Raw genomic sequence first — 24,043 nt, forward strand, 5'->3', positions numbered from 1 at the left:
GCGCCGTACTGGCCACCAGATCCAGGAGTACCCGTGACCACACCGCCATCCGGCTTCGACCCGCAGGGCCAGAACCCCTACGGCCAGCAACCGCCGTACGGTCAGCAGCCCTACGGCCAGCAGCCGCAGACCCCGCCGCCCGGCTTCGGCCAGCAGCCCGGTTACGGTGCGCCGCAACAGCCCTACGGTCAGCCGTACGGCCAGCAGGGCGGCTACAACAGCCCGCCGCCCTCGGCCGGTGGCGGCCTGGACTACATCCAGCTGCCCAACGTGGGCACGGTGCGCCTGGCCTCGATGGGCCAGCGTTTCCTGGCCCGCCTGCTGGACGCCCTGATCGTCGGCATCCCGCTGACCATCCTGATGTTCCTGCTGGGCTTCGGGCTGTTCTCCAGCACCGTCAGCTCCGTGCAGTACGACCCGGAGACCGGGGCCTACACCGGCGCCACCGCGGCCGCCGGGCTCAGCATGGGCACCCTGTTCCTGTTCCCGCTGATCATCCTGGTGGTCGAGGTCCTCTACGAGGTCTCGCTGATCGCCACCCGCGGCCAGACCCTCGGCAAGCAGATCGCCGGCGTGAAGGTCATCCGCGAGTACGACGGCCAGATCCCCGGCTGGGGCCCCGCCTTCGGCCGCTTCGGCGTCATGTTCGCGCCCGGCATCGTGCCCTGCCTGGGTGGCCTGTTCGTGCTGCTGTGCTACCTGTCGCCGTTCTTCGACAACGTGGGACGCCGCCAGGGCTGGCACGACAAGGTCGCCAAGACCCTGGTCATCGCCACCAAGTGAGCACCACCGCGCTCCGCGCCACCCCGGTCGCCGCACTCGGTGCGGTCGCGGCCGGGGTGGCGCTGGGCACCGGCGCGCTGTCCATCCCGTGCTGGTACCACGCGCTCACCGGCCTGGACTGCCCGTTCTGCGGCGGCAGCAGGGCCCTGGGCGCACTGCTGCGGCTGGACCTGCCCGCGGCCCTGGGCTACAACGCCTTCGCCGTGCTCGTGCTGCTGCCCGCCGTGGTGATCGGCCTGGTGCTGCTGGGCCGCCGCGAGCTGGGGCGCACCGTCGCGCCGTGGACCACCCTGCGCTGGGTGCTGGCCGGGCTCGCCGTGCTGGCCGTGGCCTGGTGGGTACTGCGGGACCTGCCGCAATTCCATTCGCTGAGCGTGTAAACATGGCACTGTGAGCCTCTACCGTGATGCCTGCGTCGTGCTGCGGGTACAGAAGCTCGGTGAGGCCGACCGGATCATCACCCTGCTGTCCCAGCGACACGGCAAGATCCGCGGCGTTGCCAAGGGCGTGCGCCGCACCTCCTCCCGGTTCGGCGCCCGGCTGGAGCCCTTCGGGCACGTGGACGTGCAGCTCTACACCGGGCGCACGCTGGACGTGATTACCCAGGTGGACACCCTGGACGCCTTCGGGGTGGGCCTGGTCGAGGACTACCCCCGCTACACCGCCGCCTGCGCCGTGCTGGAGACCGCCGACCGGTTGACCGCCGAGGAGGGCGAGCCGGTGCTGCGCCTGTACCTGCTGGTGGTCGGCGCACTGCGGGCCCTGGCCGACCGGCAGCGCGACGCCAGCCTCGTGCTCGACGCCTTCCTGTTGCGCGCCATGGGTTTCGCCGGGTGGGCTCCGGCCGTCACCGAGTGCGCCCGCTGCGGCGAACCCGGCCCGCACCAGTCGTTCAGCGTGCAGGCCGGTGGCTCGGTGTGCCCGCGCTGCCGTCCCGCGGGCTGCTCCAGCCCGAGCCGGGAGACCCTGGTCCTGCTCGACGCGCTGACCCACGGTGACTGGGCGGAGGTGGACCGCACGCAGCAGGCGAGTCGGCGCGAGGCCAGCGGTCTGGTCGCCGCGCTCCTGCAGTGGCACCTGGAACGCCAGCTCCGCTCCCTGCCGCTCGTGGAGCGCAGGACCTCGGCCGGTGCCGTGGACCGGTTGGCCGCGCAGGTGCGCGAGGTGCTCGCGGAGCGCCAGTCATGATCCTGCGCGAGTTCACCGAGGCCGACACCCAGGCCGTGCACGACATCTGCGTGGCCACCGCGACCCAGCGCGACCTGGACGAGGTGGACCTGATCGGCCACGTGTTCGCCGGTCCGTACACCACGCTGGCCCCCGACCTGGTGTTCGTCATCGCCGACGAGCAGGGCGTCGCCGGGTACACCGAGGGCGCTGTCGACACCCGGGAGTTCTACCGGCGCTGGCGTGAGCAGTGGACCCCGCGCTTCGCGGAGCGCTACCCGCTGCCCGCCACCGAGACCACCCGCCACGACCAGCTCGTCACCGCCCTGCACCGGCCGGACCGGTTCCTGATCGAGCAACTCGACCAGTACCCGTCCCACCTGCACATCAACCTGCTCGCCAGGGCCCGCCGCCAGGGCTGGGGCGCCAAGCTGCTCGCCGCGCTGTTCGAGCGGATGCGCGCGCAGGGCTCGCCGGGGGTGCACCTGCAGACCTCGCAGGCCAACACCAACGCCGTGGCGTTCTACCGCAGTCTGGGCTTCCAGGTGCTGGCCACACCCCGCGAGTCGGTGGTGATGGGACTGCGCTGGGAGTAGTCGGGCAGGATGGGGTGACCCAGTCCCCACCCCGATGAGGAGTCCGCCAGATGCTGCGCAGGCAGCGGCGTGCCACCGAGCGCAAGCCCGTCCGGCCCCCGGACCCGCACCCCTCGGGGGCCACGCCCCCCGACATCCCGCTGGAGTTCGTGCCCCGCCACGTCGCGATCGTGATGGACGGCAACGGCCGGTGGGCCAACCAACGGGGGCTGCCCCGCATCGAGGGCCACAAGCGCGGCGAGGCCGTGGTGCTCGACGTGGCCCGCGGTGCCATCGAGCTCGGCGTGAAGTGGATCTCCCTGTACGCCTTCTCCACGGAGAACTGGAAGCGCAGCCCCGAGGAGGTGCGCTTCCTGATGGGCTTCAACCGGGACGTCATCCACCGCAGGGTCGACGAGCTGGACTCGCTCGGGGTCCGCGTGCGCTGGGCCGGCCGCAAGCCCAGGCTGTGGCGCAGCGTGGTCAACGAGTTGCAGGTCGCCGAGGAGCGCACCAAGGACAACACGGTGCTCAACCTCACCATGTGCGTGAACTACGGCGGGCGCGCCGAGATCGGTGACGCCGCCAGGGAGATCGCCCGCCAGGTCGCCGAGGGCAAGCTCAATCCCGACAAGATCGACGAGCGCACCGTCGCCAAGTTCCTGTACCAGCCCGAGATGCCCGACGTGGACCTGTTCATCCGGCCCTCCGGGGAGCAGCGCATCTCCAACTACCTGCTCTGGCAGTCCGCCTACGCCGAGATGGTCTTCCAGGACATCCTGTGGCCCGACTTCGACCGCAGGGACCTGTGGCGGGCCTGCGAGGCGTACGCGATGCGCGACCGCCGCTTCGGCGGGGCGCAGGACAAGTCGAACGAGGTGACCGCATGACCGACGACGAGGCCAAGATCACCGCGGAGCTGCTCACCGCCGCCCGCGAGGCGCTGGAGATCTTCCACGAGGTGCACGTGGACGACGACGGCGCGCTGAGCTTCGCGCACGGCGAGGTGCCCTGCGCGGTGCAGGCCATGCAGCTGTCCGAGGGGCTGACCATGCTCAGCCTGACCTGTGTGGTCGCCTGGGACCTGCCCGACGACCCCGCGCTGGCCGTGTCCGCCGCCGAACGGGCTGGGCAGGGGCTGTTCGGCACGCTCGGCGTGGTGCACACCGACCGGGGCATGGACGTGACCCTGCGCTACGCCTTCCCCGCACAGGGCATGGACCCGGCACCGCTGTCCACGATCCTGATGCTGGTCGTGTCCACCGCCTCACAACTGCGCGCCGATCTCTTGTCAAGCGTGGAACAGGGCTGAGACGCCGTTCGCCGAAACCTGGCAGCATGGCCTCGTGACGAGCACCGCCGAACAGGCAGCCACCGTCCACGAGCGACCTCCCAGCCGCTGGCGCATCACCTCCCTGGAGGTGCTCTGCGCCCTGCTCGTGCTCGCCCTGGTCGGGCAGCAGTGGCTGGTCGGCGTGCTGGACGTGCCCGCGCTGCAGACCGGGGCCACGATCTTCGTGGCGGTCACCGTGCAGGCCATGCCCTTCCTCGTGCTGGGCACCCTGATCAGCGGGATGATCGCCGCGTTCGTGCCCGCCAGCCTGCTGCGCAGGGTGCTGCCACGCAGAGCCGCGCTGGCCGTGCCCGTCGCCGGGCTGGCCGGGGTCGCGCTGCCCGGTTGTGAGTGTGCCTCGGTTCCGGTGGCGCGGCGCCTGATGCAGCAGGAGGTCGCGCCCGCCGTGGCGCTGGCCTTCCTGCTCGCCGCGCCCGCCGTCAACCCCGTGGTGCTCGTCGCCACCGCCGTGGCCTTCCCCGGCGCCCCCGAGATGGTGCTGGCCCGCTTCCTCGGCTCCCTGCTGACCGCCGTGGTCACCGGCTGGCTGTGGGCCCGCTTCGGCCGCGCCGAGTGGATCGCCGAGCGGGCACTGCGCAAGCTGCCCCAGGCCACCGGCGGCTCCCGCTGGGCCGTGTTCGCCGAGACCACCCGGCACGACCTCGTCGAGTCCGGCGGCTTCCTGGTCATCGGTGGGCTGACCACCGCCGTGCTCCAGGTGCTCGTCCCCAGGCAGTGGCTGGAGACCCTGTCCGGGCAGCTGGTCCTGGGCATCGTGGTGATGGCCCTGCTCGCGGTGATCCTGGCCATCTGCAGTGAGGCCGACGCCTTCGTCGCCGCCTCGCTGTCCTGGCTGCCGCTGCTGCCCCGGCTGGTGTTCCTGGTGGTCGGCCCCGCCGTGGACGTCAAGCTGATCGCCCTGCAGGCGGGCACCTTCGGCCGGGCCTTCGCCGCCCGGTTCGCGCCGCTGGCCTTCGTCGTGGCGATCGTCTGCGCCCTGCTGTCCGGACTGCTCGTGCTCGGAGGCGCCCGATGAGGCGGGAAACCCAGAACATCCTGCTCGTGCTGCTCGGCGGGGCGCTGCTGAAGATCTCGCTGAACGGCACCTTCGTGCGTTACGTGCGCCCCGACCTGAAGCCACTGCTGATCGTCTCCGGCGCGGTCATGCTCGCGCTCGCCGCCGTGTCGATCGTGCAGGACATCCGCCGCGCACGGCAGCTCGCCGCCGCCGAGGCCGAGTCCGCCGGGCACGAACACGGTGCGGCCGAACCCGTCGGTGCCTGCGAGGCGCACGGGCACCAGCACGGTGGTGCCCGCAGCGCCTGGATGCTGCTGCTGCCCGTGCTGGCGATCTTCCTGATCGCGCCGCCAGCGCTGGGCGCGGACTCGGTCAACCGGTCCGGGGACCTGACCGTGGCCAGCCAGCAGCGCCAGGACCAGGTGGTGAAGACCTCGTTCCCGCCGCTGCCCGCGGGCGACGTGTTGCCCATGCGCCTGGCCGACGTGGCCACCAGGGCTGCCTGGGACGCCACCAACTCGCTGGATGGCCGCACGCTCCAGCTGACCGGCTTCGTGGTGCGCGAGGGCAGCGAGGTCTACGTGGCCCGCCTGGTGATCAACTGTTGTGCGGCCGACGCGATGCCGGTCAAGGCCAAGCTGCTCGGTGCGGACCTCGGTGCCCTCGCCAACGACCAGTGGATCACCGTGACCGGCCAGGTCAAGCCGGGCTCGGCCGACCAGGCCAGCAACTACGTGCCCGCGTTCACCGTCACCGGGCTCAAGCGGGTGGACACCCCCAGCGACCCGTACGAGACCTGAGGCTCAGCCCGCCGTGGTGCAGGAAGCGCAGGTGCCGAAGATCTCCACGGTGTGGCTGACCTCGGAGAAGCCGTTCTCGGCCGCGACCCGGTCCGCCCACTTCTCCACGGCGGGCCCTTCCACCTCCACGGTGCGTCCGCAGCGGCGGCACACCAGGTGATGGTGGTGGTGGCTGGAGCAGCGCCGGTAGATCGCCTCGCCGCTGTCGGTGCGCAGCATGTCCACCTCGCCCGCGTCGGCCAGCGACTGCAGGGTCCGGTAGACGGTGGTCAGCCCGATGCCCTCGCCCCTGCGCCGCAGCTGCTCGTGCAGCTCCTGGGCCGAGCGGAAGTCGTTGATCTCGTCGAGCAGTTTGGACACGGCCGCGCGCTGCTTGGTGGCGCGCAGCCCCGGCACGGTGGCCGAAGGGCGCTGGTCGGTCGTCACGCGTCCTCCCTGTGCTCGAACCGGCCGCCCTCTTCCACGTGGGTCACCGCGTCCACCACGATGTGGGCCAGGTGCTCGTCCACCAGGCGGTACATGACCTCGCGCCCGTGCCGCTCCCCGTAGACCACCCCGGCGGCCTTGAGTACCCGCAGGTGCTGGCTGATCAGCGGCTGCGCCACCGCGAGCGCGTCCACGAGTTCGTGTACGCAGCGCTCGCCCTCGCGCAGTTGCAGCACGATCGCGATGCGCACCGGAGCGGCCAGCGCTCGCAGCAGGTCACCCGCCGCGGTCAGCGTGATGGGGGAGCGCGGCGGTGCCGGTCGTGTGTCGACCGCACGCGGCAGGTGCTCGTGCTCCTCCGCGAGCGCGGGCGCGGGACCGGTCCGCTGCGTGTCGGTGGGCGCGGCGTCCGGACTCACGGTGGGCATCGTCCTCTCCAAGCCTGCTTCAGGTGCGGTGTGCACCCATGGTAGGCGCTCCGAGGCCACCGCAGACGGCCCCTGCTGATAATGGTTATCGAAGCACGGAGACGGCGACGCCGATCAGCACCAGCAACACGACCACCCGCAGCACCCGGTCCGCCGCCGAGAGCACTCGCCAGGTGGCGCCCAGCAGGCCCAGCACGAGCAGCGCCAACACGCCAAGCAGGGCAGCGCCGATCGGCCCGCGCACCACGACGCCCGCGATGAACAGCGCCAGCACCAGCAGGAACACCGCGGCCGGCGGCACCTTGGACAGCGGGCCGCTACCGGGCAGCAGCGGTGCCTTGAGGGAACGACCCCGACGTGCCACGACGCCTCCTCGACCCGGTCCAGCACGGGGCTGGTGTACTTGCGGGGCTGCATCCTCCCATTCCCGCCGAAGGGACCCACGCCGTGCTCCTGGTCTGCCGGTTCGCCGTCGCCGAGTCCGACACCGAGACCTTCACCGCGCGGGTCCGCACGGCGCTGGAACTGCTGACCGCCCAGCCGGGGTGCCGGGGCGGACGGCTGGCCCGCTCCACCGACCTCGACGGCCGCTGGGTGCTGGTCGTCGAGTTCGACTCGGTTGTCGCCTACCGGCGCTCGCTGTCCCCCTTCCCGGTGCGCGAGCACGTCATCCCGCTGCTGTCCGAGGCCCTGCCCGACGAACCCGCCGCCTACGAGCTGGCGCTGTCGGCCGCCGACGGCCACGCCGAGCAGCACGTCAGCCTGCTCGCCAGCGACGCGGGCACCGTCCGACTGGGTGAAGCCGCAGGGCCCGCCACCCCGCGCGGCGGCCTCGGCTGAGTCATCATCGGTCCATGAGCAGGCGTTCGCTGTACCTCGGCAGTGCCGTCGTCCTGCTCGCCGCACTGCTCGTCACCACCACCTTCCTCCTGATCGAGGACCTCTCCCCGGTGCCGACCGCGATGCCGCTGGCGCGCTGGGCGGGCGAGGCGACCCAGGTCGCCACGCCCAGCGCGGTCCCGGAGATCCCGGTGCCCACCGGCGTGCCCGTGGGCACCGTGCGGTTGCCCGCGGGCGGCACCGCCCAGCTGATCCGCTCGGACCTGACCGCGGACGGGACGCTGCCCATCCCGGACCGCCTGGACCGGGCCACCTGGTGGGGCGCCGCGCTCGGCGCCCAGCGGGGCGCGACCCTGCTGGCCGGGCACGTGAACTGGCAGGGCAGCACCGGGCCGTTCGCCGAGCTGTGGCGGGACCACCCCGGCGACCAGGTCGGCGTGGTCGACACCCAAGGCCGCACCTGGACCTACCGGATCACCGAGTTGGTCACCGTGCGCAAGCGGGACCTGCCCGCCAGGGCCGAGCAGCTCTACGGCCAGGCCGGCGCCCATCGACTGGTGCTGGCCACCTGTGGTGGTGAGTTCCTCGGCGGTGCCGACGGCTACCAGGACAACAGGTTCGCCATCGCTGAGCTCGTCACTCGTCCGTGGTGATCTGATCCCCCCTTCGTGCGGTGCTGATCTCGGACTACTCTTGCCTTCCCTTCGGAATCCCTTGTTCGGATGGAGCACTCGTTGTCCGCGGACCGCATCGACGCCGTCGTCAGCCTCTGCAAGCGCCGTGGCTTCGTCTACCCGTGTGGCGAGATCTACGGCGGGACCCGGTCGGCCTGGGACTACGGGCCGCTGGGCGTGGAGCTGAAGAACAACGTCAAGCGGGCCTGGTGGAAGGCGATGGTGCAGGGCCGCGACGACGTCGTCGGCCTGGACTCCTCGGTGATCCTGCCCCGCGAGGTGTGGGCGGCCTCCGGGCACATCGAGGCGTTCGTGGACCCGTTGGTGGAGTGCAACTCCTGCCACCGCAGGTTCCGCGCCGACCACCTGTCCGAGGAGTACGCCGAGCGCACGGGCAAGACCCTCGCCGAGGGCGACCTGTCCGAGGTGCCCTGCCCCAACTGCGGCACCCGCGGCGCCTACACCGAGCCGAAGATGTTCAACGGGCTGCTCAAGACCCACCTCGGTCCGGTGGAGTCCGCTGAGGGGCTCCACTACCTGCGCCCGGAGACCGCGCAGGGCATCTTCGTCAACTTCCTCAACGTGCTCACCACCTCCCGCAAGAAGCCGCCCTTCGGCATCGGCCAGATCGGCAAGTCCTTCCGCAACGAGATCACCCCCGGCAACTTCATCTTCCGGACCCGCGAGTTCGAGCAGATGGAGATGGAGTTCTTCGTCGAGCCGGGCACCGACGAGGAGTGGCACCAGTACTGGATCGACGAGCGCCTGCGCTGGTACACCGACCTCGGTGTGTCCCGGGACAACCTGCGGCTCTACGAGCACCCCGTGGAGAAGCTCTCGCACTACTCCAAGCGCACGGTCGACATCGAGTACCGGTTCTTCTTCGCCGGCCAGGAGTGGGGTGAACTGGAGGGCATCGCCAACCGGACCGACTTCGACCTGACCACGCACACCAACCACTCCGGCGTGGACCTGTCCTACTTCGACCAGGCCACCAACTCCCGGTTCCGGCCGTTCGTCATCGAGCCCGCTGCCGGTGTCGGCAGGCCGATGATGGCCTTCCTGCTCGACGCGTACACCGAGGACGAGGCGCCCAACGCCAAGGGCGGTATCGACAAGCGCGTCGTGCTGCGGCTGGACCGCAGGCTGGCCCCGGTCAAGGTGGCCGTGCTGCCCCTGTCGCGCAACGCCGAGCTGTCGCCGAAGGCCCGTGACCTGGCCGCCGCCCTGCGCCGCAACTGGAACACCGACTTCGACGACGCGGGGGCGATCGGTCGCCGCTACCGGCGCCAGGACGAGATCGGTACGCCGTTCTGCGTGACGGTCGACTTCGACACCCTGACCGATCACGCGGTGACGGTCCGGGAGCGGGACAGCATGGCCCAGCACCGCGTGGCCATGGACCAGCTGGAGTCCTACCTGGCACCGCACCTCCTCGGCTGCTGAGCGTTGGCCGTGATGGCCGGTCGGTCCCGCTGACCGGCCAGGTGGTGTGCGTAGGCCAGTTCGGCGATGACCTCCCTGGGGGCGTGCTTGAGCTGGCCCGTCGAGACCTGCACGAGGATCACCCCGGCCGCGAGTAGCGCAGCGTGCCGTGCGAACGCCCTGGCCGGGGCTCTGCGCGGGGTGTCCGCCTCCTGGTCGATGTCCAAGGCCATGCCCACCTCGGCCCACCAGCCGCTGACCGGTCCGAGGAACACCTCGTCGTTCTCCAGGTTCACGTTCCACTGGGGCTGCGGGATCTGGGCCACCCGGATCAGCTGTCCCGCCAGGCCCTCGGCGGAGGTGCGGATGCCCTCGGCGACCTCCTCCAGGACCCGGCGGGTCAGCGCGGTGCCGCGCTGGTTGCCCGTGGCCAGCTCGGCCTGGATCGCGGCCACCGGAACCCCCTTGCGCCACACCGCTTCCGCGATCGTCGCGCGCACGGGTTCGGCGTGGCTGCTGTGCCGCAGCGCATCCACCAGCGCGCGTTCCAGCGGGGCAACCAGGAACCCCTGGCGCAGCATGGGTTTGGGCACGTTCGTGGTGCGTTCCACGTAGACCTGCGGGGTGCCGCGCAGCTGCCTCCTGTGTGGCACCAGCACGTGCACCGAGCCCGGCGCGGGCACAGAGCGCATGCCGTGCAACAACAACGCGTGCGAGCCGGTGAGTACCGCGTCCTCCTCGGCGTAGCACAGCGCCGCCCGCACCATCTGGGCTCGGGTGGGCGGTGCGTTGGCCAGCAGGAGCACACCGGGGAGCAACCGCTGCCAGGGGCCGCCGGGCGCGCACCGGCGGTAGATCGAGCGTGCGCACAGGCCCAGACCGATCAGGTCGCTGGCGCGGGCCACCCGGTTGGCGAACATGCCGCCGAGGAGGTTGAGGTCGATCGTCGCGCTGCTGTCGGACATGCCTCGACACTCGCCCGCCCGGATCCGCCCGGGAAGGTGCGGCCACGGATCTGTGGACAGCTGACCGCCCTGTGGACAACTGCTCGTTCAGAGATCGACAACAGGGCGGTCTGTCAGGGTCGTGTCGTAGCCTGGGGGATTGGCCTCACAGCCGCCGGACCGGCAGGACGTGTTCCACGACCTCACCGGTGGCCGCGTCCCGCTCCACCACGTACGCCCCGCCCCGCGAGCGCTCGGAGACGGCCTCCACCAACTCGGTCCCGTGGTAGACGAGGCCAGCGCCGTCGTCGGTGCAGTGTGTGGTCGGCAGGGTGCCCGCGGCCACGGCCTCGTGGGTGACCGGCCTGCGCGCGGCCTCCGAGTCGTAGTGCACGCCGTTGCCGTAGGGCAGCATGCCCAGCCCGTCGGTGACCACCCTCAGCTCGGGCCCGAAGGAGTCGGTCGGCCCGCCCACGTACCAGCAGATCGAGCCCGCCGACACACCGCTGAGCACGACACCCGCCTGCCACGCCTCGCGCAGCACCGGGCCCAGGTCGTGCACCCGCCAGATCGCCAGCAGGTTGGCCACCGACCCGCCGTTGACCCACACGACGTCGTGCCCGAGCACGAAGTCCACCAGGTCGGTGCTCGGCGGCATCGGGAACAGGTTGAGGTGGGACACCTCGACCCCGGCCACCCGACCCGCGTCGGAGACGTTCGCGTTGAACCAGCGCTGGTCCCCGCCCGCGGTGCCGACGTAGCACAGCCGCGGCCGACTGCCCGGATCGGACAGCTCCAGCGCGTGGTGGATCAATTTGCCGAACTCGATGTCGGTCCGCTCGCCGTGGCGCCACCCGCCGGAGGTGGCCAGGATGGTGGGCTGCTCAGCTGCCATGCGGAGATCCTGTCAGCCCAGGTCTGGGCCAGTTGTCATGGGTGCTTGTCGGACCCCTGTCCTACCGTTGTGCTCGTGCGGAGAAGGTGTCGAGAGCGACGGCGGAACGGCGGCAAGGCGCTGTTCACCGCCGTCTTCTCGTGTGTGTTCCTGGTGTGGCTGATCGAGCCACTCCAGGCGCTGGCCCAGTTGGGCGCCTGGTCGGGGTTCACGGTGTTGCTGCTGTACGCCCTGTGCTACCCGGTGGGCGTCGCCTCCTCGTTCCTGTCGTCACCCACGCTGCGGGCCGTCCTGCTGGCGGTCATGTCCGTGCTGGGCGCTGCGATGGTGGCCGTGTTGGGGCCCGGGCAGTCGGATCTGCTGGTCTATCTCGTCGCTGTCGCAGCGGTGCTGTTCCCCAACTGGGTGGGCACCTCGCTGTCCGGGCTGGTGACCCTGGTCGCGTTCGTGGTGAGCGCGCTGCGCCCCGAGGGCGGCCCCAGCTACGGCATGCTCGTGCTGATGATCGCGCTCACCGTGGGGTTGAGCCGGTTCGCCCAGCGCAACGCCGCCCTGCGCGAGGCGAACGACGAGGTGGCCAGGCTGGCCGCCGCGGAGGAACGGGCCAGGGTCGCCAGGGACATCCACGACGTGCTGGGGCACAGCCTGACCACGGTCACCGTCAAGCTCGGCCTGGTGCGCAGGCTGCTGGAGACCAACCCGGGCGCGGTGGACCGGCTGCTGGCCGAGGTCAGCGACGCCGAGCAGCTGTCCAGGCAGGCGTTGTCAGAGGTGCGTGCGACCCTGTCGGGGCACCGCAGCGCCACGCTGACCGCGGAGGTGGCGGGTGCGCGGGTGGCCCTGGCCTCCGCGGGGATCAACGCCGATCTGCCCAGGGCGGTGGACAACGTGACCCCCGCCTACCAGGAGCCCTTCGCCTACGCGCTCAGAGAGGGGGTCACCAACGTGTTGCGGCACAGCGGCGCCACCAGCTGCCAGGTCCTGCTCGGCGAGTCCTGGCTGGAGGTGCGCGACAACGGCACCGTTTCGGCGCCGACAGCGGCCGAGTCCCGCTCGCGCGGTGGTGGCACCGGGCTGGCGGGGCTGGCCGAGCGCATGGCCGCGATCGGTGGCCAGCTGGACGCGGGGCCGTTGTCCGGCGGTGGTTTCCTGCTGCGTGTGAGCGTTCCTCAGGAGGCGGTCACATGAGTCCCGGCGAGCTGCTCAACCGCCGCTGGACCTGGGTGGCCCCGATGGTCGGCCTGAGCCTGGTGCAGATCCCGCTGCTGGTCGGCGGCATCGACCCGGGCCGGCCCTGGTGGGCCACGGCGCTGGTGCTCTGCGGTCAGCTGGTCTACACCGCGCTGTGCGTGGCGGTGCCGCCGCTGGTGTGGCCGCGCACCCTGACCTGGCAGCTGGGCTGTGTACTGCCGGTTGTCGCGCTCGGCTGTGTGCTGGCCCTGATCACCACCCCGTACACCCTGGTCTGGGCCGCGGTGATGAGCGCTGCCGTGCTGCCGGTACGGCTGGTCCTCCTGGTCAACGGCGGACTGGTCGCCGGGCTGGCTCTGCTCACCTGGCAGGAGGACAACAAGGGGCTCGTGGTCGTGCTGATCTCGGTCACCGCGATGTGCCTGTCCCTGGCCCACATGGTGCGCACCCACCGGGAGCTGAGACTGGCCAGGGACCGGATCGCCGCGCTGGCCGTCGCCGAGGAGCGCAGCCGGGTGGCCCGCGACCTGCACGACGTGCTGGGGCACAGCCTGACCACGATCACCGTCAAGGCAGGACTGGCCCGGCGCGTGCTGGAGACCACCACGGCAGGCGACCGCGCGCTGGCCGAGCTGGTGGAGATCGTGCACCTGTCCGGGCAGGCACTGGCCGACATCACCGCGACGGTCACCGGTGAGCGCAACGCCTCGCTGGCCGCCGAGCTGGTCAGCGCCAAGTCCGCGCTGCGCTCGGCAGGGCTGGTCGCCGACTTCCCGCTGGCCGTGGACGACGTGGCCCCGGTCTACCAGGAGGCCTTCGCCTACGCGCTGCGTGAGGCGGTGACCAACGTGCTGCGGCACAGCGGGGGAGCGACCCGGTGCGAGGTGCGGCTGGGGCCCTCCTGGCTGGAGGTCCGCGACGACGGGGCCGCGGTGGCGACGGCGGCGGGGTCGCGTGGTTCCGGAGGCGGGCACGGGCTGACGGGGCTGTCCACCCGCCTGGACGGGGTGGGCGCGCACCTGGAGGCGGGTCCGCTGCCCGCGCGCGGCTTCCGGCTGCGGGTCAGTGCGGGGGAGGTGGCGGTGTGACCGGCGACCGGAAGTGGAGGTGGGTACCCATCTTCATGTTCCTGCTGTTCGCCGTGCCCAGCGTGGTCATCGGCATGGCGCGGCAGGACAACCCGTGGCTGGCCGCCGTGTTGGCGATCGCGTTCCTCGGCTACGGGACGGGCTGCGTGGTGGCCCTCGCCTTGATGTGGGGCTGGAGCCTGACCCGGCGACTGCTCATGCTGGCTGGCCTGCTCGTGCTGGCCACCGTGGTGGTCCTCCTGCTCGGGCCGGACAGCACCTGGCTGTACGTCTACGCCGTGTCCGTGGCCGCGCTGGCCCTGCCCAGTGCCGTCGAGCTGGCCGTGCTGCTCTGCGTGCTGACCGGCGCCGGTGTGTTACTCAGCGCCGGCCGGGGGCTCGACTCGCTGGCCACCGACTGGATCGTGCTGCTCGCGGTCGCCGTGGCCACCTGGCTCATGGGGCGGCTGATCCGGGCGAACTACCAGCTCGCGGCCGCCCAGGACGAGATCGCCCTGCTGGCCACCGGCGAGGAGCGCGCGAGGCTGGCCGCCGAGTTGCAGGAACGGCTCGGGCAGGTGCTGGCCGCGATCACCGAGCGGGCCGGACTCGCCGCCGCCGAGGTGCGCGGCGGGACCGATCGGGCCGCCGCCATCGAACAGGTCCGTGCGGTGGAGGACCTGGCCAGGCAGGCCGTGACCGAGGTGCGCGCCGCGGTGTCCGGCTATCGCACCGCCTCGCTGGCCGCCGAGTTGGTCGGCGCCAGGGCCGCGCTGGAGGCCGCGGGCATCGCCGTGACCCTGCCCGCCAGCGTGGACGCGGTGGCGCCCGCCTACCGCGAGGCGTTCGCACACGTGCTGCGCGACGGGGTGACCTCATTGCTGAGCCGCGAGCACGGGGCGACGCGGTGCGAGGTGCGGCTGGGCCAGTCCTGGCTTGAGGTGTGCGATGACGGCACGGCTACCGTGCCCGAGGTGAACTCCCAGGTCGCCGAGCGCATCGCGGGCATCGGCGGCCAGATCGCCGTCGGCCCGGTCGCCGGCGGCGGATTCCTGCTCAGAGTGGCGGTGGCTTCGTGATCCGGGTCCTGTTGGCCGACGACCAGGCGCTGGTGCGCGGCGCGCTGGCCGCCATGCTCAGCATCGAGGCCGACATCGAGGTGGTGGCCGAGGTCGGTTCCGGGGACGAGGTGGTCGCCGCCGCGCAGCGCACCAGCCCGGACGTGGCGCTGCTGGACGTGCAGATGCCGGGCAAGGACGGGCTGACCGCCGCCGCGGAGCTGCGCAAGGCCCTGCCCGCCTGCCGGGTGGTGGTGTGCACGACCTTCGGGCGGCCCGGTTACCTGGCCAGGGCCATGTCCGCGGGCGCGGCCGGGTTCGTGGTCAAGGACGCGCCGCCCGAGCAGTTGGTGGAGGCGGTGCGCAGGGTGCACGCCGGGCTGCGGGTGGTGGATCCCGCGCTGGCCGCCGAGTCGCTGGCCAGCGGCGCCAGCCCGCTGACCGACCGCGAGCGCGAGGTGCTGCTGACGGCCAGCGACGGGGGCACGGTCTCCGACGTGGCCAAGGCCCTGCACCTGTCCGAGGGCACGGTGCGCAACCACCTGTCCTCGGCCATCGGCAAGACCGGCGCGCGGACCAGGGCGGAGGCGGCGCGCATCGCCGAGGACAGGGGGTGGCTGTGAGTGCTCGCCCGGAGTTCACCCCAGCCAGATCGGGCGCTGTGAAACCATGGCCTTCGTGAGTGGTGTGACAGTGCGTCGATTCCTGTTGCGTGGCGTGCTGGGAGCGGTCTTGGTCGTGGCCCTGGTGATCGGTGGCACGGCCTTCCGGGTCTGGCAGGTGGCGCGGATCGACGACCGCACCCAGGTGGATGTGGCCATCGTGCTCGGTACTGCCCAGTACGACGGGCGGCCTTCGGACGCCTTCCGGGCCCGGTTGGAGCACGCCAAGACCCTCTACGACGACGGGGTGGCCAAGAACCTGCTGACCGTGGGCGGTCGGCAGGCCGGGGACAACTACACCGAGGCGCAGGCCGGACAGATGTGGCTGACCGCCAACGGTGTGCCCGCCGACAAGATCGTCGCGGTGGGGCAGGGCAGCGACACGCTGGCGAGCCTGCGCGCGGTCGCCCCGGTGTACCGCGAACGCGGCTGGGAGTCGGCTGTGGTGGTGAGCGATCCCTGGCACTCGCTGCGCTCGCAGACGATGGCGCACGACACCGGGATCAGCGCGGGCGTCTCGCCCACTCACTCCGGCCCCATGGTGCAGACCAGGCAGACCCAGTTCCAGCAGATCGTCCGGGAGACCGGCGCGCTGCTGTTCTACCGGCTGTCCAAGTCACCGGCCGACGAACTCGGGGCGAGCATCAGTTGAGCGCGACCTACGGCGGACACGACACCGAGCGGCTGCTGCTGGAGGACCCCAAGCGGGCGGCGCTGCCGGGATCGCTCGCCGAGCAGCGCACCGCCTTCTCCCGCGACCGGGCCAGGGTGCTGCACTCCGCGGCGCTGCGCAGGCTGGCGGGCAAGACCCAGGTGGTCGGTCCCGGCGAGGGCGATGTGCCGCGCACCCGGCTCACCCACTCGCTGGAGGTCGCGCAGATCGGCCGGGGCATCGGCGCGGAGCTGGGCTGCGACCCGGATGTGGTGGACACCGCGGGGCTGGCGCACGACATCGGCCACCCGCCGTTCGGGCACAACGGGGAACGCGCGCTGAACCAGGTCGCGGCCGGGTGCGGTGGGTTCGAGGGCAACGCGCAGACCCTGCGCATCCTGACCAGGCTGGAGCCCAAGGTGCTCGCCGGGGACGGCAGGGCGAGCGGGCTGAACCTGACCAGGGCGACCCTGGACGCGGCCACGAAGTACCCCTGGCCGAGGCTGCCCGGCAGGGTGAAGTTCGGGGTGTACGAGGACGACCGCGAGGTCTTCGACTGGATCCGCCTGGACGCCCCGGACCGGCGGCGCTGCCTGGAGGCCCAGGTCATGGACTGGGCCGACGACGTGGCCTACTCGGTGCACGACGTGGAGGACGGGGTGCTGTCCGGTCGCATCTCGCTCAGCGAACTGGCCAGTCCGCTGGAGCGGGCCGCCGTCGCGGAGCTGGCCGCCAAGCACTTCTCCGAGGAACCGGTGGCCGCGCTGGAGGACGCCGCCGTGGAGCTGCTGCGGCTGCCCGCAGTGGCCGCGCTGGCCGAGGCCGAGTACGACGGTTCGCTCGGGGCCCAGGTCGCGCTCAAGGTGCTGACCAGCGAACTGGTCGGCCGGTTCGCGGCGGCGGCGATCACCGAGACCCGGCTGGTGCACGGGGACGGGCAGCTCTGCCGCTATGCCGCCGACCTGGAGGTGCCCGCGCTGGTGGCGGCCGAGGTGGCGCTGCTCAAGGCGGTGGCCCTGCGCTACGTGATGAGCGACCCGCACCGGCTCGCGTTACAGACCGTGCAGCGCGAGCAGCTCACCGAGCTGTCCGCGGCTCTGGTCGAGCGGGCGCCCGAGGCGCTGGACCCGGCGTTCCGGCCCGCCTGGTTGGCCGCTTCCGGGGACGCGGAGCGGCTGCGCGTGGTCGTGGACCAGGTGGCCTCGCTGACCGACGCGCAGGCCGTCGCCTGGTACGACCGGTTCTGCCTGCGGTGAACGTCCAGCCCACCGTGACCTGTCGGTGGGACCGTGGCCTCATGGGTGTGATGCGAGCGATCAGAACAGGGCTGCGGCGCCTGCTGCGCCGCAGGGTGCCGGTGGGCGGCGGACGCCGGGGCGGTTCGGAGGGCGGTGGCACGGCGGGGGTGCGCGAGCCGCGTACCCCGGTGCCGGGGGGACCACAGTCGCGTGGCCCACACCCGAACGTGGCAAGCAAACCCCATCCGGTGCAACCTACGAGTGTCAAATTGCGCGACCCACGGCGCTAGCCCGCCGCTGGTGGCAGACTCGCGGTCACCCCGAGCCGTGGAGGTGCCGTGGACCTGGCGTTCACCCTCGCGTTGCACCGCGCTGTCGATCCCGACCCCGACAACGATCTGTGTTGGTCGCCGTACTCGGTGGCCAGTGCGTTGGGGCTGACCGCGACCGGTGCCGAGGGAGCGACACGCACCGAGTTGGTGACCGCGCTGCTCGGTGCGGCCGATGGCGATCTCGGTGCGCACGCGGCGTTGCTGACGGCCGCCTCGGAGCTGGACGAATGGCACCGCGGTGAGCAGCCGGTGCTGGTGGCGTCCAACACGCTGTGGGCCGTGGAGGACCTGCCGATCCGCCGGGAGTTCGCCGGGGAGCTGGCGCGCTGGCCGGGCGGGGCGGTCCGGGGTGCGCCGTTCACCGACGCGCCCGAGGACGCCCGCAAGCTGATCAACACCGATGTGGCCGAGACGACCAGGGGCCTGATTCCGGAGCTGATCCCCCCGCAGGCCATCCTGCCCGACACGGTGGCCGCACTGGTCAACGCGCTGTACCTGAAGGCGGCGTGGCAGCACGAGTTCGCCGAGCAGGAGACCGAGGACAGGCCGTTCCGCGCGCCGACCGGCACCTACTACACGCCGACCATGCGGTTGACCCAACGACTCGGCTACGCCCACGAGCGGGGCTGGCAGGTCGTGACCCTGCCCGCGGCGGGCGGGGTCGAGGCGGTTGTGCTGCTGCCCGACGCCCCGCTCATCGAGGCCGAACCCGCGTTGGACGCCGCTGCGCTGAGCGCACTGGTGGCCGCGCCCAGCTCGGTGCGGATCCAGTTGTCGCTGCCCAAACTCAGCGCCAGCACCCGGGCCAGCCTCAAGCGGCCCCTGGTCGAGATGGGCGTGCAGGGCATGTTCCGGCGCGGCGAGGCCGGTCTGACACGACTGTGCCCGGACCCTCGGTTGTACGTGGACGACGTGCTGCACGAGTCGGTGCTCAAGATCGACGAGAAGGGGCTGGAGGGCGCCGCGGCCACCGCCGTGACCATGCGCATGATGTCCATGTCGGCGCCAAGCGACCCGGTGGTCGTGGACGTGGACCGGCCGTTCCTGCTCGTGATCCGCCACCGGGAGACCGGGGTGCCGTACTTCGTGGCCAGGGTGGTGCACCCGCAGTAGCTGTCACACCAGCACGGGCTGTCTCGTCCCAGGGGTATGACGAGAATTCCGGCGGCAACGCGCACGTCCCTGCTGACCAAGGTGCTGTTCCGCATCGCCCGAGGGCGGTACGGGGCTGTGCCGGAGCCGGTCGCCGTGGCGGCCAACCACCCCAGGCTGATGATGGCCGCCGCACGGCACGAACTGGCCGTGCAGCGCGGTGCCAAGGTGCTGCCGGAGAGCCTGCGCCAGCTGGTCGTGTACCGGGTGGCGGCGCACCTGGGCTGCTCCTGGTGCGTGGACTTCGGCACGATGCTCCAGCGGTTGAGCGGTCTGGACGTGGATCGGCTCCGTGAGATCGACGCCTACGCCACCTCACCCCGCTACACCGAACTGGAGCGCAGGGCGCTGGCCTACGCCGACGCGATGACCGCCTCGCCGGTGGCCGTGACCGACGAGCAGGTCGCGGTGCTGGCCGCCGAACTCGGGCACGCGGGTGTGCTGGAGCTGACCTACCTGATCGCACTGGAGAACATGCGCGCCAGGATGAACAGCGCGCTGGGCATCGTGGACCAGGGCTTCACCTCCGGCGAGGCCTGCCGGGTCCCGGTCAGAACGGAACGCGGCTGAGCTTGTCCGGGTTGGCCACGTCGTAGATCCCGACGATCTTCCCCTCGCGCAGGGCGAAACAGGACACGCGGCGGTCGAGCCGGCGCCGCGCGTCCACCCCCGCTGTGAGCATGCCCAGGTCCCCGTTGACCAGCACGACCCGATACGCGGACAGCGCCTCGGCGCCGTAGCTGGACAGCAGTCCGAGCGCGAAGCGGGCCACCTTCTCCGCTCCGCTGACGACCCGGCGCGCGGTGCGGGCCAGGCCTCCGCCGTCGCCGACCACCACGACATCCGGGTGCAGCACCCGCAGCACCGCCTCGGTGTCGCCCGCGGCCAGCGCGAGCATGAACTGCTCCAGGACGGCCTGCTGCTCGGCCAGGTCCACGCGGCTGGGCGCGTCCGCGTCGCCGACGGCCTTGCGGGCGCGCGAGGCGTGCTGGCGTGCCGCCGCGGGCGAGCAGCCCAGCGTGGCGGCGATCTCCGGGAACGGCACGCCGAACGCGTCGTGCAGCACGAAGGCCACGCGCTGCTCGGGCGTCAGCTCGTGCAGCACCACCATGGCCGCCATGCGCACCCCGTCCTCGCGCACGATCACGTCCAGCGGGTCCCCGCCCTCGATCGGGGTGACCAGTGGCTCGGGCAGCCACGGACCCACGTAGCGCTCCCGCCGTGCCCTCGCCGAGCGGAGCTGGTCCAGGCAGATCCGGCCCACCACGGTGGTCAGCCACGCGCGCAGGTCGAGGATCGCCGCCCGCTCGGACTCGGCGCGGCCCGCCAGCCGCAGCCACGCCTCCTGCACCGCGTCCTCGGCCTCGCCCAGCCGCCCGGTCAGTCGGTAGGCCACACCCACCAGGTGGGCCCGGTGCTCGGTGAAGCGCTGGGCCAACTCCTCCTCGGCCAGGGACATGGCACTGATCCTGCACCATCGCCTGGGCGCCGACACCCGGGCGCCTACACTCGTGGCGTGGCAGGACGCATCCGGGACAGCGACATCGCAGAGGTCCGCGACCGCAACCGGATCGACGAGGTCGTCGGCGACTACGTCGCGCTGCGCGGTGCCGGTGGTGGTGCGCTCAAGGGGCTGTGCCCGTTCCACGACGAGAAGACCCCCTCCTTCAACGTCCGGCCCTCACACGGCACCTTCCACTGCTTCGGCTGCGGCGAGGGCGGGGACGTCATCGCCTTCGTGATGAAGATCGACCACCTCAGCTTCATCGAGTCGGTGGAGCGGCTGGCCGAGCGGGTCGGCATCCAGCTGACCTACGAGGGCGGCGGGGCCAGTGTCCAGCGCGACCGGGGCACCCGCAGCCGGATGCTCGACGCGCACCGCGCCGCCGCCGAGTTCTACGCCGAGCAGCTGCGCACCCCGGAGGCCATGCCCGCGCGGGAGTTCCTGGCGCAGCGCGGTTTCGACGAGTCCGCCGCGGCCACCTTCGGCTGCGGTTTCGCGCCGGCGGGCTGGGACCTGCTGACCAAGCACCTGCTTGGTCGCGGCTTCGAGCTCGCCGAGCTCTACAAGGCGGGACTGTCCAAGGAGGGCAGGCGCGGTCCGATCGACCGGTTCCACCGGCGGCTGCTGTGGCCGCTCAAGGAACTGGGCGGGGACGTGGTCGGTTTCGGCGCGCGCAGGCTGTTCGAGGACGACGCGATCGAGGCCAAGTACGTCAACACCGCCGAGACCCCGATCTTCAAGAAGTCCCAGGTGCTGTTCGGGCTGGACCTGGCCAAGCGGGAGATCGCCAAGCGCCACCAGGTGGTCGTGGTCGAGGGCTACACCGACGTGATGGCCATGCACCTGTCCGGGGTGCCCACCGCCGTGGCCTCCTGCGGCACCGCCTTCGGCGGCGACCACATGGCCGTGCTGCGCAGGCTGCTGATGGACGACAAGTTCTACCGCGGCGAGGTGATCTTCACCTTCGACGGGGACGCGGCGGGGCAGAAGGCGGCGCTCAAGGCGTTCGAGGACGAGCAGCAGTTCGTCGGCCAGACCTACGTGGCGGTCGCCCCGGAGGGCATGGACCCCTGCGAGCTGCGGCAGGCCAAGGGGGACGCCGCGGTGAAGGACCTGGTGGCCCGCCGCCAGTCCCTGGTGGAGTTCGCCATCCGCAGCCTGCTCAGGGAGTACGACCTCGACTCGGTGGACGGGCAGGTCGCCGCGCTGGAGCGCACGGTGCCCTTCGTCGCCCAGCTCAAGGACACCTCGCGCCGTGACCGGTACGCCACCATGCTGGCCGGTCTGGTCGGTGGGCCGTACGAGGCCTCGGTGGTGACCAGGGTGCGGGAGATGGCGCGCGGCGCGCAGCCCGCGGAGCGCAAGCCGCGCAGGGCCGCGGTGGACCCGAACCAGGGCGCGCTGGCCGTGGAGGTCAGCGGGCCACAGCGGCCCTCGCCCAAGGATCCCGCGTTGGTGACCCAGCGCGAGGCGCTCAAGATCGCGCTACAGGTGCCCGCGCTGGCCGGGCCGTACTACGACTCGCTGCCCGCTGACGTGTTCACGCACCCGGCCTACCGCGCGCTGCACGAGGCGATCGTGGCCGCGGGCGGTGCCTCCTGCGGGGTGTCCGGCCCCGCGCTGGTCGACACGGTCAGCGGGCACATCAGCCACCAGAGCGTGCGCAGCCTGCTCACCGAGCTGTCGGTGGAGCCGTTGCAGGTCAAGTCCGAGGTCGACTTCCGGTACGTGGAGAGCATCATCGCCGTGTTGCAGGAAGGGCTGGTCGCCACGCAGGTGACCGAGCTGAAGTCCCGGTTGCAGCGGCTGTCCCCGATCTCCGACGCGGAGGAGTACCACGCCCTGTTCGGTGACCTGGTCGCCCTGGAGCAGTACCGCAAGGCGCTGCGCGAACAGGCCGTCGGGTGAGGGGCCTGTGGCGGCGGTTGACCGGTGCCGCGGAGCTGCCCGAGGGCTTCACCGGTGAGCTCGACGCCGAAGAGCACGTGCTCGCGGTCGGCGGCGAGCTGGTCGCCACCACGGCCGGGCTGTGGCTGCCCGGGCTGGGCCGGGTCGGCTGGCACCTGATCAGCAAGGCCACCTGGGGCAACGGCGTGCTCACCGTGGTCGTCGCCGAGCAGACCGGTCAGGCCGGTCAGGCCGTGCTGCTCACCGACCAGTCGCCCCGCCGGTACCCGCTGGAGCGGCCGGGCCGGCTGCCCGAGGCCGTGCACCGCAAGGTGACCGGGTCGATCACCGCCCGGCACCGGCACGAGCTGCCCGGTGGTGCGGCGTGGTTCGTGCAGCGCAGGGTGCCCGGCCGGGACGGGGTGGTGCTGCAGGTCCGCGCCGACCCCGGTACCGACGCCCAGGCCGTCGCCGAGCTGGCGGCCCGCGTGTCGGCCAAGCTGCCGCTGAGCTGATCCCGGGCAGGACCCTGGTGCGGCAGCGGTCTGTCCGCTATAAAAGACGTACGTACGGTTTTTATGGAGGCTGACATGTGGGACCCCGCCAAGTACCTGTCCTTCACCGACCACCGGTCGCGGCCGTTCCACGAGCTGATGTCCCGGGTGGGCGCCATCTCGCCCCGGCGGGTGGTCGACCTCGGCTGCGGGCCGGGCAACCTCACCGAGACGCTGGCCCAGCGCTGGCCCGGGGCCGTGCTGGAGGCCTCGGACTCCTCGGCGGAGATGGTCGCGGCGGCGCGGGAGCGGGGCATTGCGGCCGAAGTCGCCGATGTGGCCGATTGGCACCCCAAGCCGGACACCGACCTCGTGGTGTGCAACGCCGTGTTGCAGTGGGTCACCGGGCACACCGCGCTGCTGCGCCGCTGGGCCGAGGAACTGCCCGCGGGCGCGTGGATCGCCATGCAGGTGCCCGGCAACTTCGCCGCGCCCTCGCACGTGCGCATCCGTGAGCTGCTCGCGGCGCCGCAGTGGCGTGCGGCGCTCGCGCAGGTGCCGCTGCGCGAGGTGCTCACCGTGCTCGAGCCCGAGGCGTACGCCGACCTGCTGCTTGACGCGGGCTGCGAGGTGGACGCCTGGGAGACGACCTACCTGCAGCGGTTGTCCGGGCCTGACCCGGTGCTGGAGTGGGTCAGCGGCACCGCGCTGCGGCCGATCCGCGCGGCCCTGGACGAGCCCTCCTGGCAGCGCTTCCGCGCCGAGCTGGCCGTCAGCCTGCGTGAGGCGTACCCGCCGCGGCCCGACGGCACCACGTGGTTCCCGTTCCGCCGGGTGTTCGTCGTGGCCCGCGTGCGATCTTGATCACGCGCCGTTGCGGGCCCCCAGCTTCGCGCGGACGATGCCCGCCATGCCCTGCACCAGCGGGTGGTCAACCGCCCTGCGGTAGGCCCGGGCCAACTGCTCGTACCGCTCCCGACCTGCACGAGTTCCCAGTACGTACCCCACGGCCACGCCGAGCAGAAAACCCCTCATGCTCACCCTCCGCATCGCTGGCCGGGTGTCCGGCCGGGACCCATCCTGCCCTACCCCTACCCGCTTCAGGGGGGTCCGTGAAACCCCCTTCGCGGCATGGGGTAAAGTTCTCCTCAGTCGAGCGGAACACCACCGGCCGGCAACAACAGAACATTCCTCCATAGCTCAATTGGCAGAGCATGCGACTGTTAATCGCAGGGTTGTTGGTTCGAGTCCAACTGGAGGAGCAGTAACCCCAGGTCAGGCCCCGTACGGAGTGTACGGGGCCTGACCTGTTCCAGGGCTCCCCATCCCCTGCCCGAACTGCTCCAGGAGCGCGGCGGCACCCGTTCGGGCGATCTTCCGGCCCACGTACCTGTCCTGGGTCATGGGCACCTCGGCGTGGGGCCGGGCTGGTCCGCTCGGACAGCCCCGTCTTGTCCATCAAGGCGGCCCCCGCCGGGCGCCGCTCCGGCCGGGGCAG

29 protein-coding genes and 1 tRNA gene are annotated in these 24,043 nt (G+C 71.8%); 23 read left to right on the forward strand and 7 right to left on the reverse strand.

Annotated features, from left to right (window positions below; genetic code table 11):
• Positions 1-33: 33 nt before the first annotated feature.
• Genes KALB_RS08385 through KALB_RS08420 form a run of 8 tightly spaced genes read left to right on the forward strand, consistent with a single transcriptional unit; the run spans position 34 to position 5,676 of the window.
• Positions 34-783 carry an RDD family protein gene (locus tag KALB_RS08385; RefSeq protein WP_025355279.1) on the forward strand — a complete coding sequence of 250 codons (750 nt, stop codon included), beginning with the start codon at positions 34-36 and terminating at the stop codon, positions 781-783.
• Positions 780-1,163 carry a DUF2752 domain-containing protein gene (locus KALB_RS08390; RefSeq protein ID WP_025355280.1) on the forward strand — a complete coding sequence of 128 codons (384 nt, stop codon included), beginning with the start codon at positions 780-782 and terminating at the stop codon, positions 1,161-1,163. The genes KALB_RS08385 and KALB_RS08390 overlap by 4 nt, the downstream gene beginning before the upstream one ends.
• Before the next feature lie 10 nt (positions 1,164-1,173).
• Complete coding sequence (gene recO, locus KALB_RS08395; RefSeq protein ID WP_025355281.1) at positions 1,174-1,971, forward strand: DNA repair protein RecO; 798 nt, start codon at positions 1,174-1,176, stop codon at positions 1,969-1,971.
• On the forward strand, positions 1,968-2,546 hold the full coding sequence (locus KALB_RS08400) for a GNAT family N-acetyltransferase (RefSeq protein ID WP_025355282.1): 579 nt from the start codon (positions 1,968-1,970) through the stop codon (positions 2,544-2,546). The genes recO and KALB_RS08400 overlap by 4 nt, the downstream gene beginning before the upstream one ends.
• Before the next feature lie 50 nt (positions 2,547-2,596).
• Complete coding sequence (locus KALB_RS08405) at positions 2,597-3,415, forward strand: isoprenyl transferase (RefSeq protein ID WP_025355283.1); 819 nt, start codon at positions 2,597-2,599, stop codon at positions 3,413-3,415.
• On the forward strand, positions 3,412-3,837 hold the full coding sequence (locus KALB_RS08410; RefSeq protein WP_025355284.1) for a YbjN domain-containing protein: 426 nt from the start codon (positions 3,412-3,414) through the stop codon (positions 3,835-3,837). Before KALB_RS08405 ends, KALB_RS08410 begins: the two co-directional genes overlap by 4 nt.
• A 34-nt stretch (positions 3,838-3,871) precedes the next feature.
• The gene (locus tag KALB_RS08415) at positions 3,872-4,894 is read left to right on the forward strand and encodes a permease (protein ID WP_025355285.1); all 1,023 of its coding nucleotides are present in this window, start codon (positions 3,872-3,874) and stop codon (positions 4,892-4,894) included.
• Complete coding sequence (locus KALB_RS08420) at positions 4,891-5,676, forward strand: TIGR03943 family putative permease subunit (RefSeq protein ID WP_025355286.1); 786 nt, start codon at positions 4,891-4,893, stop codon at positions 5,674-5,676. Before KALB_RS08415 ends, KALB_RS08420 begins: the two co-directional genes overlap by 4 nt.
• A gap of 3 nt (positions 5,677-5,679) precedes the next feature.
• Here the strand turns inward: KALB_RS08420 and KALB_RS08425 are convergent, their stop codons facing one another.
• From KALB_RS08425 to KALB_RS08435, 3 genes are all read right to left on the reverse strand, one after another.
• The gene (locus KALB_RS08425) at positions 5,680-6,102 is read right to left on the reverse strand and encodes a Fur family transcriptional regulator (RefSeq protein WP_025355287.1); all 423 of its coding nucleotides are present in this window, start codon (positions 6,100-6,102) and stop codon (positions 5,680-5,682) included.
• A complete protein-coding gene (locus tag KALB_RS08430) occupies positions 6,099-6,530 on the reverse strand; it encodes an ArsR/SmtB family transcription factor (protein ID WP_025355288.1) in 432 nt (143 codons plus the stop codon). Before KALB_RS08430 ends, KALB_RS08425 begins: the two co-directional genes overlap by 4 nt.
• Before the next feature lie 85 nt (positions 6,531-6,615).
• Positions 6,616-6,894 (reverse strand): DUF6703 family protein, encoded by a 279-nt coding sequence (locus KALB_RS08435; RefSeq protein ID WP_025355289.1) that lies wholly within the window; start codon positions 6,892-6,894, stop codon positions 6,616-6,618.
• Positions 6,895-6,977: 83 nt separating this feature from the next.
• Here KALB_RS08435 and KALB_RS08440 point away from each other — a divergent pair, with 83 nt between their 5' ends.
• From KALB_RS08440 to KALB_RS08450, 3 genes are all read left to right on the forward strand, one after another.
• Positions 6,978-7,370 (forward strand): antibiotic biosynthesis monooxygenase family protein, encoded by a 393-nt coding sequence (locus KALB_RS08440; protein ID WP_025355290.1) that lies wholly within the window; start codon positions 6,978-6,980, stop codon positions 7,368-7,370.
• A 14-nt stretch (positions 7,371-7,384) separates the two neighbouring features.
• On the forward strand, positions 7,385-8,023 hold the full coding sequence (locus KALB_RS08445) for a class F sortase (RefSeq protein WP_025355291.1): 639 nt from the start codon (positions 7,385-7,387) through the stop codon (positions 8,021-8,023).
• Between the two features lie 81 nt (positions 8,024-8,104).
• The gene (locus KALB_RS08450) at positions 8,105-9,490 is read left to right on the forward strand and encodes a glycine--tRNA ligase (RefSeq protein ID WP_025355292.1); all 1,386 of its coding nucleotides are present in this window, start codon (positions 8,105-8,107) and stop codon (positions 9,488-9,490) included.
• Here the strand turns inward: KALB_RS08450 and KALB_RS08455 are convergent.
• On the reverse strand, positions 9,460-10,434 hold the full coding sequence (locus tag KALB_RS08455; protein ID WP_025355293.1) for a hypothetical protein: 975 nt from the start codon (positions 10,432-10,434) through the stop codon (positions 9,460-9,462). The genes KALB_RS08450 and KALB_RS08455 overlap by 31 nt on opposite strands.
• A gap of 145 nt (positions 10,435-10,579) precedes the next feature.
• Entirely contained in the window at positions 10,580-11,308 is a 729-nt protein-coding gene (locus KALB_RS08460; RefSeq protein WP_025355294.1) for a Type 1 glutamine amidotransferase-like domain-containing protein, read from the reverse strand.
• Positions 11,309-11,383: 75 nt separating this feature from the next.
• Here KALB_RS08460 and KALB_RS08465 point away from each other — a divergent pair, with 75 nt between their 5' ends.
• The 8 genes from KALB_RS08465 (at position 11,384) to KALB_RS08500 (ending at position 19,230) form a co-directional block, all read left to right on the forward strand.
• Positions 11,384-12,496 carry a sensor histidine kinase gene (locus tag KALB_RS08465; protein WP_236650202.1) on the forward strand — a complete coding sequence of 371 codons (1,113 nt, stop codon included), beginning with the start codon at positions 11,384-11,386 and terminating at the stop codon, positions 12,494-12,496.
• A complete protein-coding gene (locus KALB_RS08470; RefSeq protein ID WP_052360441.1) occupies positions 12,493-13,587 on the forward strand; it encodes a sensor histidine kinase in 1,095 nt (364 codons plus the stop codon). Before KALB_RS08465 ends, KALB_RS08470 begins: the two co-directional genes overlap by 4 nt.
• Complete coding sequence (locus KALB_RS08475; protein WP_051913300.1) at positions 13,584-14,645, forward strand: sensor histidine kinase; 1,062 nt, start codon at positions 13,584-13,586, stop codon at positions 14,643-14,645. Before KALB_RS08470 ends, KALB_RS08475 begins: the two co-directional genes overlap by 4 nt.
• Positions 14,642-15,247, forward strand: a complete 606-nt coding sequence (locus KALB_RS08480; protein ID WP_025355296.1) for a response regulator transcription factor — start codon at positions 14,642-14,644, stop codon at positions 15,245-15,247. Before KALB_RS08475 ends, KALB_RS08480 begins: the two co-directional genes overlap by 4 nt.
• A gap of 46 nt (positions 15,248-15,293) precedes the next feature.
• Positions 15,294-15,938, forward strand: a complete 645-nt coding sequence (locus tag KALB_RS08485) for a YdcF family protein (RefSeq protein ID WP_025355297.1) — start codon at positions 15,294-15,296, stop codon at positions 15,936-15,938.
• Positions 15,935-17,194: a deoxyguanosinetriphosphate triphosphohydrolase gene (locus KALB_RS08490; protein WP_025355298.1), complete on the forward strand. Its 1,260-nt coding sequence runs from the start codon at positions 15,935-15,937 to the stop codon at positions 17,192-17,194. Before KALB_RS08485 ends, KALB_RS08490 begins: the two co-directional genes overlap by 4 nt.
• Positions 17,195-17,514: 320 nt before the next feature.
• A complete protein-coding gene (locus tag KALB_RS08495) occupies positions 17,515-18,621 on the forward strand; it encodes a serpin family protein (protein ID WP_025355299.1) in 1,107 nt (368 codons plus the stop codon).
• Between the two features lie 36 nt (positions 18,622-18,657).
• On the forward strand, positions 18,658-19,230 hold the full coding sequence (locus KALB_RS08500) for a carboxymuconolactone decarboxylase family protein (protein ID WP_025355300.1): 573 nt from the start codon (positions 18,658-18,660) through the stop codon (positions 19,228-19,230).
• Here KALB_RS08500 and sigJ read toward each other — a convergent pair.
• Positions 19,211-20,119 (reverse strand): RNA polymerase sigma factor SigJ, encoded by a 909-nt coding sequence (gene sigJ, locus KALB_RS08505; RefSeq protein ID WP_025355301.1) that lies wholly within the window; start codon positions 20,117-20,119, stop codon positions 19,211-19,213. The genes KALB_RS08500 and sigJ overlap by 20 nt on opposite strands.
• Before the next feature lie 57 nt (positions 20,120-20,176).
• On the opposite strand from sigJ, the gene dnaG reads away from it, so the two are divergent.
• The 3 genes from dnaG (at position 20,177) to KALB_RS08520 (ending at position 23,409) form a co-directional block, all read left to right on the forward strand.
• The gene (gene dnaG / locus KALB_RS08510) at positions 20,177-22,072 is read left to right on the forward strand and encodes a DNA primase (protein ID WP_025355302.1); all 1,896 of its coding nucleotides are present in this window, start codon (positions 20,177-20,179) and stop codon (positions 22,070-22,072) included.
• The gene (locus KALB_RS08515) at positions 22,069-22,566 is read left to right on the forward strand and encodes a hypothetical protein (protein ID WP_025355303.1); all 498 of its coding nucleotides are present in this window, start codon (positions 22,069-22,071) and stop codon (positions 22,564-22,566) included. Before dnaG ends, KALB_RS08515 begins: the two co-directional genes overlap by 4 nt.
• Before the next feature lie 75 nt (positions 22,567-22,641).
• Positions 22,642-23,409, forward strand: a complete 768-nt coding sequence (locus KALB_RS08520; RefSeq protein WP_025355304.1) for a trans-aconitate 2-methyltransferase — start codon at positions 22,642-22,644, stop codon at positions 23,407-23,409.
• Here the strand turns inward: KALB_RS08520 and KALB_RS48210 are convergent, their stop codons facing one another.
• Positions 23,410-23,580 carry a hypothetical protein gene (locus tag KALB_RS48210; RefSeq protein WP_169743526.1) on the reverse strand — a complete coding sequence of 57 codons (171 nt, stop codon included), beginning with the start codon at positions 23,578-23,580 and terminating at the stop codon, positions 23,410-23,412.
• 154 nt (positions 23,581-23,734) lie between these two features.
• On the opposite strand from KALB_RS48210, the gene KALB_RS08530 reads away from it, so the two are divergent.
• Positions 23,735-23,807 (forward strand) — tRNA-Asn (locus tag KALB_RS08530).
• Positions 23,808-24,043 lie beyond the last annotated feature (236 nt).

Origin of the sequence: Kutzneria viridogrisea DSM 43870, assembly GCF_000525635.1 — a bacterium.
GTDB classification, from domain to species: Bacteria; Actinomycetota; Actinomycetes; order Mycobacteriales; family Pseudonocardiaceae; genus Kutzneria; species Kutzneria viridogrisea.

Coding starts and splice junctions, on each gene's coding strand:
- KALB_RS08400 (WP_025355282.1), top strand. CDS start 1,968: ATGATCCTGCGCGAGTTCACCGAGGCCGACACCCAGGCCGTGCACGAC.
- KALB_RS08405 (WP_025355283.1), top strand. CDS start 2,597: ATGCTGCGCAGGCAGCGGCGTGCCACCGAGCGCAAGCCCGTCCGGCCC.
- KALB_RS08410 (WP_025355284.1), top strand. CDS start 3,412: ATGACCGACGACGAGGCCAAGATCACCGCGGAGCTGCTCACCGCCGCC.
- KALB_RS08420 (WP_025355286.1), top strand. CDS start 4,891: ATGAGGCGGGAAACCCAGAACATCCTGCTCGTGCTGCTCGGCGGGGCG.
- KALB_RS08430 (WP_025355288.1), bottom strand. CDS start 6,530: ATGCCCACCGTGAGTCCGGACGCCGCGCCCACCGACACGCAGCGGACC.
- KALB_RS08445 (WP_025355291.1), top strand. CDS start 7,385: ATGAGCAGGCGTTCGCTGTACCTCGGCAGTGCCGTCGTCCTGCTCGCC.
- KALB_RS08455 (WP_025355293.1), bottom strand. CDS start 10,434: ATGTCCGACAGCAGCGCGACGATCGACCTCAACCTCCTCGGCGGCATG.
- KALB_RS08460 (WP_025355294.1), bottom strand. CDS start 11,308: ATGGCAGCTGAGCAGCCCACCATCCTGGCCACCTCCGGCGGGTGGCGC.
- KALB_RS08470 (WP_052360441.1), top strand. CDS start 12,493: ATGAGTCCCGGCGAGCTGCTCAACCGCCGCTGGACCTGGGTGGCCCCG.
- KALB_RS08485 (WP_025355297.1), top strand. CDS start 15,294: ATGGCCTTCGTGAGTGGTGTGACAGTGCGTCGATTCCTGTTGCGTGGC.
- KALB_RS08500 (WP_025355300.1), top strand. CDS start 18,658: ATGACGAGAATTCCGGCGGCAACGCGCACGTCCCTGCTGACCAAGGTG.
- sigJ (WP_025355301.1), bottom strand. CDS start 20,119: ATGTCCCTGGCCGAGGAGGAGTTGGCCCAGCGCTTCACCGAGCACCGG.
- KALB_RS08520 (WP_025355304.1), top strand. CDS start 22,642: ATGTGGGACCCCGCCAAGTACCTGTCCTTCACCGACCACCGGTCGCGG.
- KALB_RS48210 (WP_169743526.1), bottom strand. CDS start 23,580: ATGAGGGGTTTTCTGCTCGGCGTGGCCGTGGGGTACGTACTGGGAACT.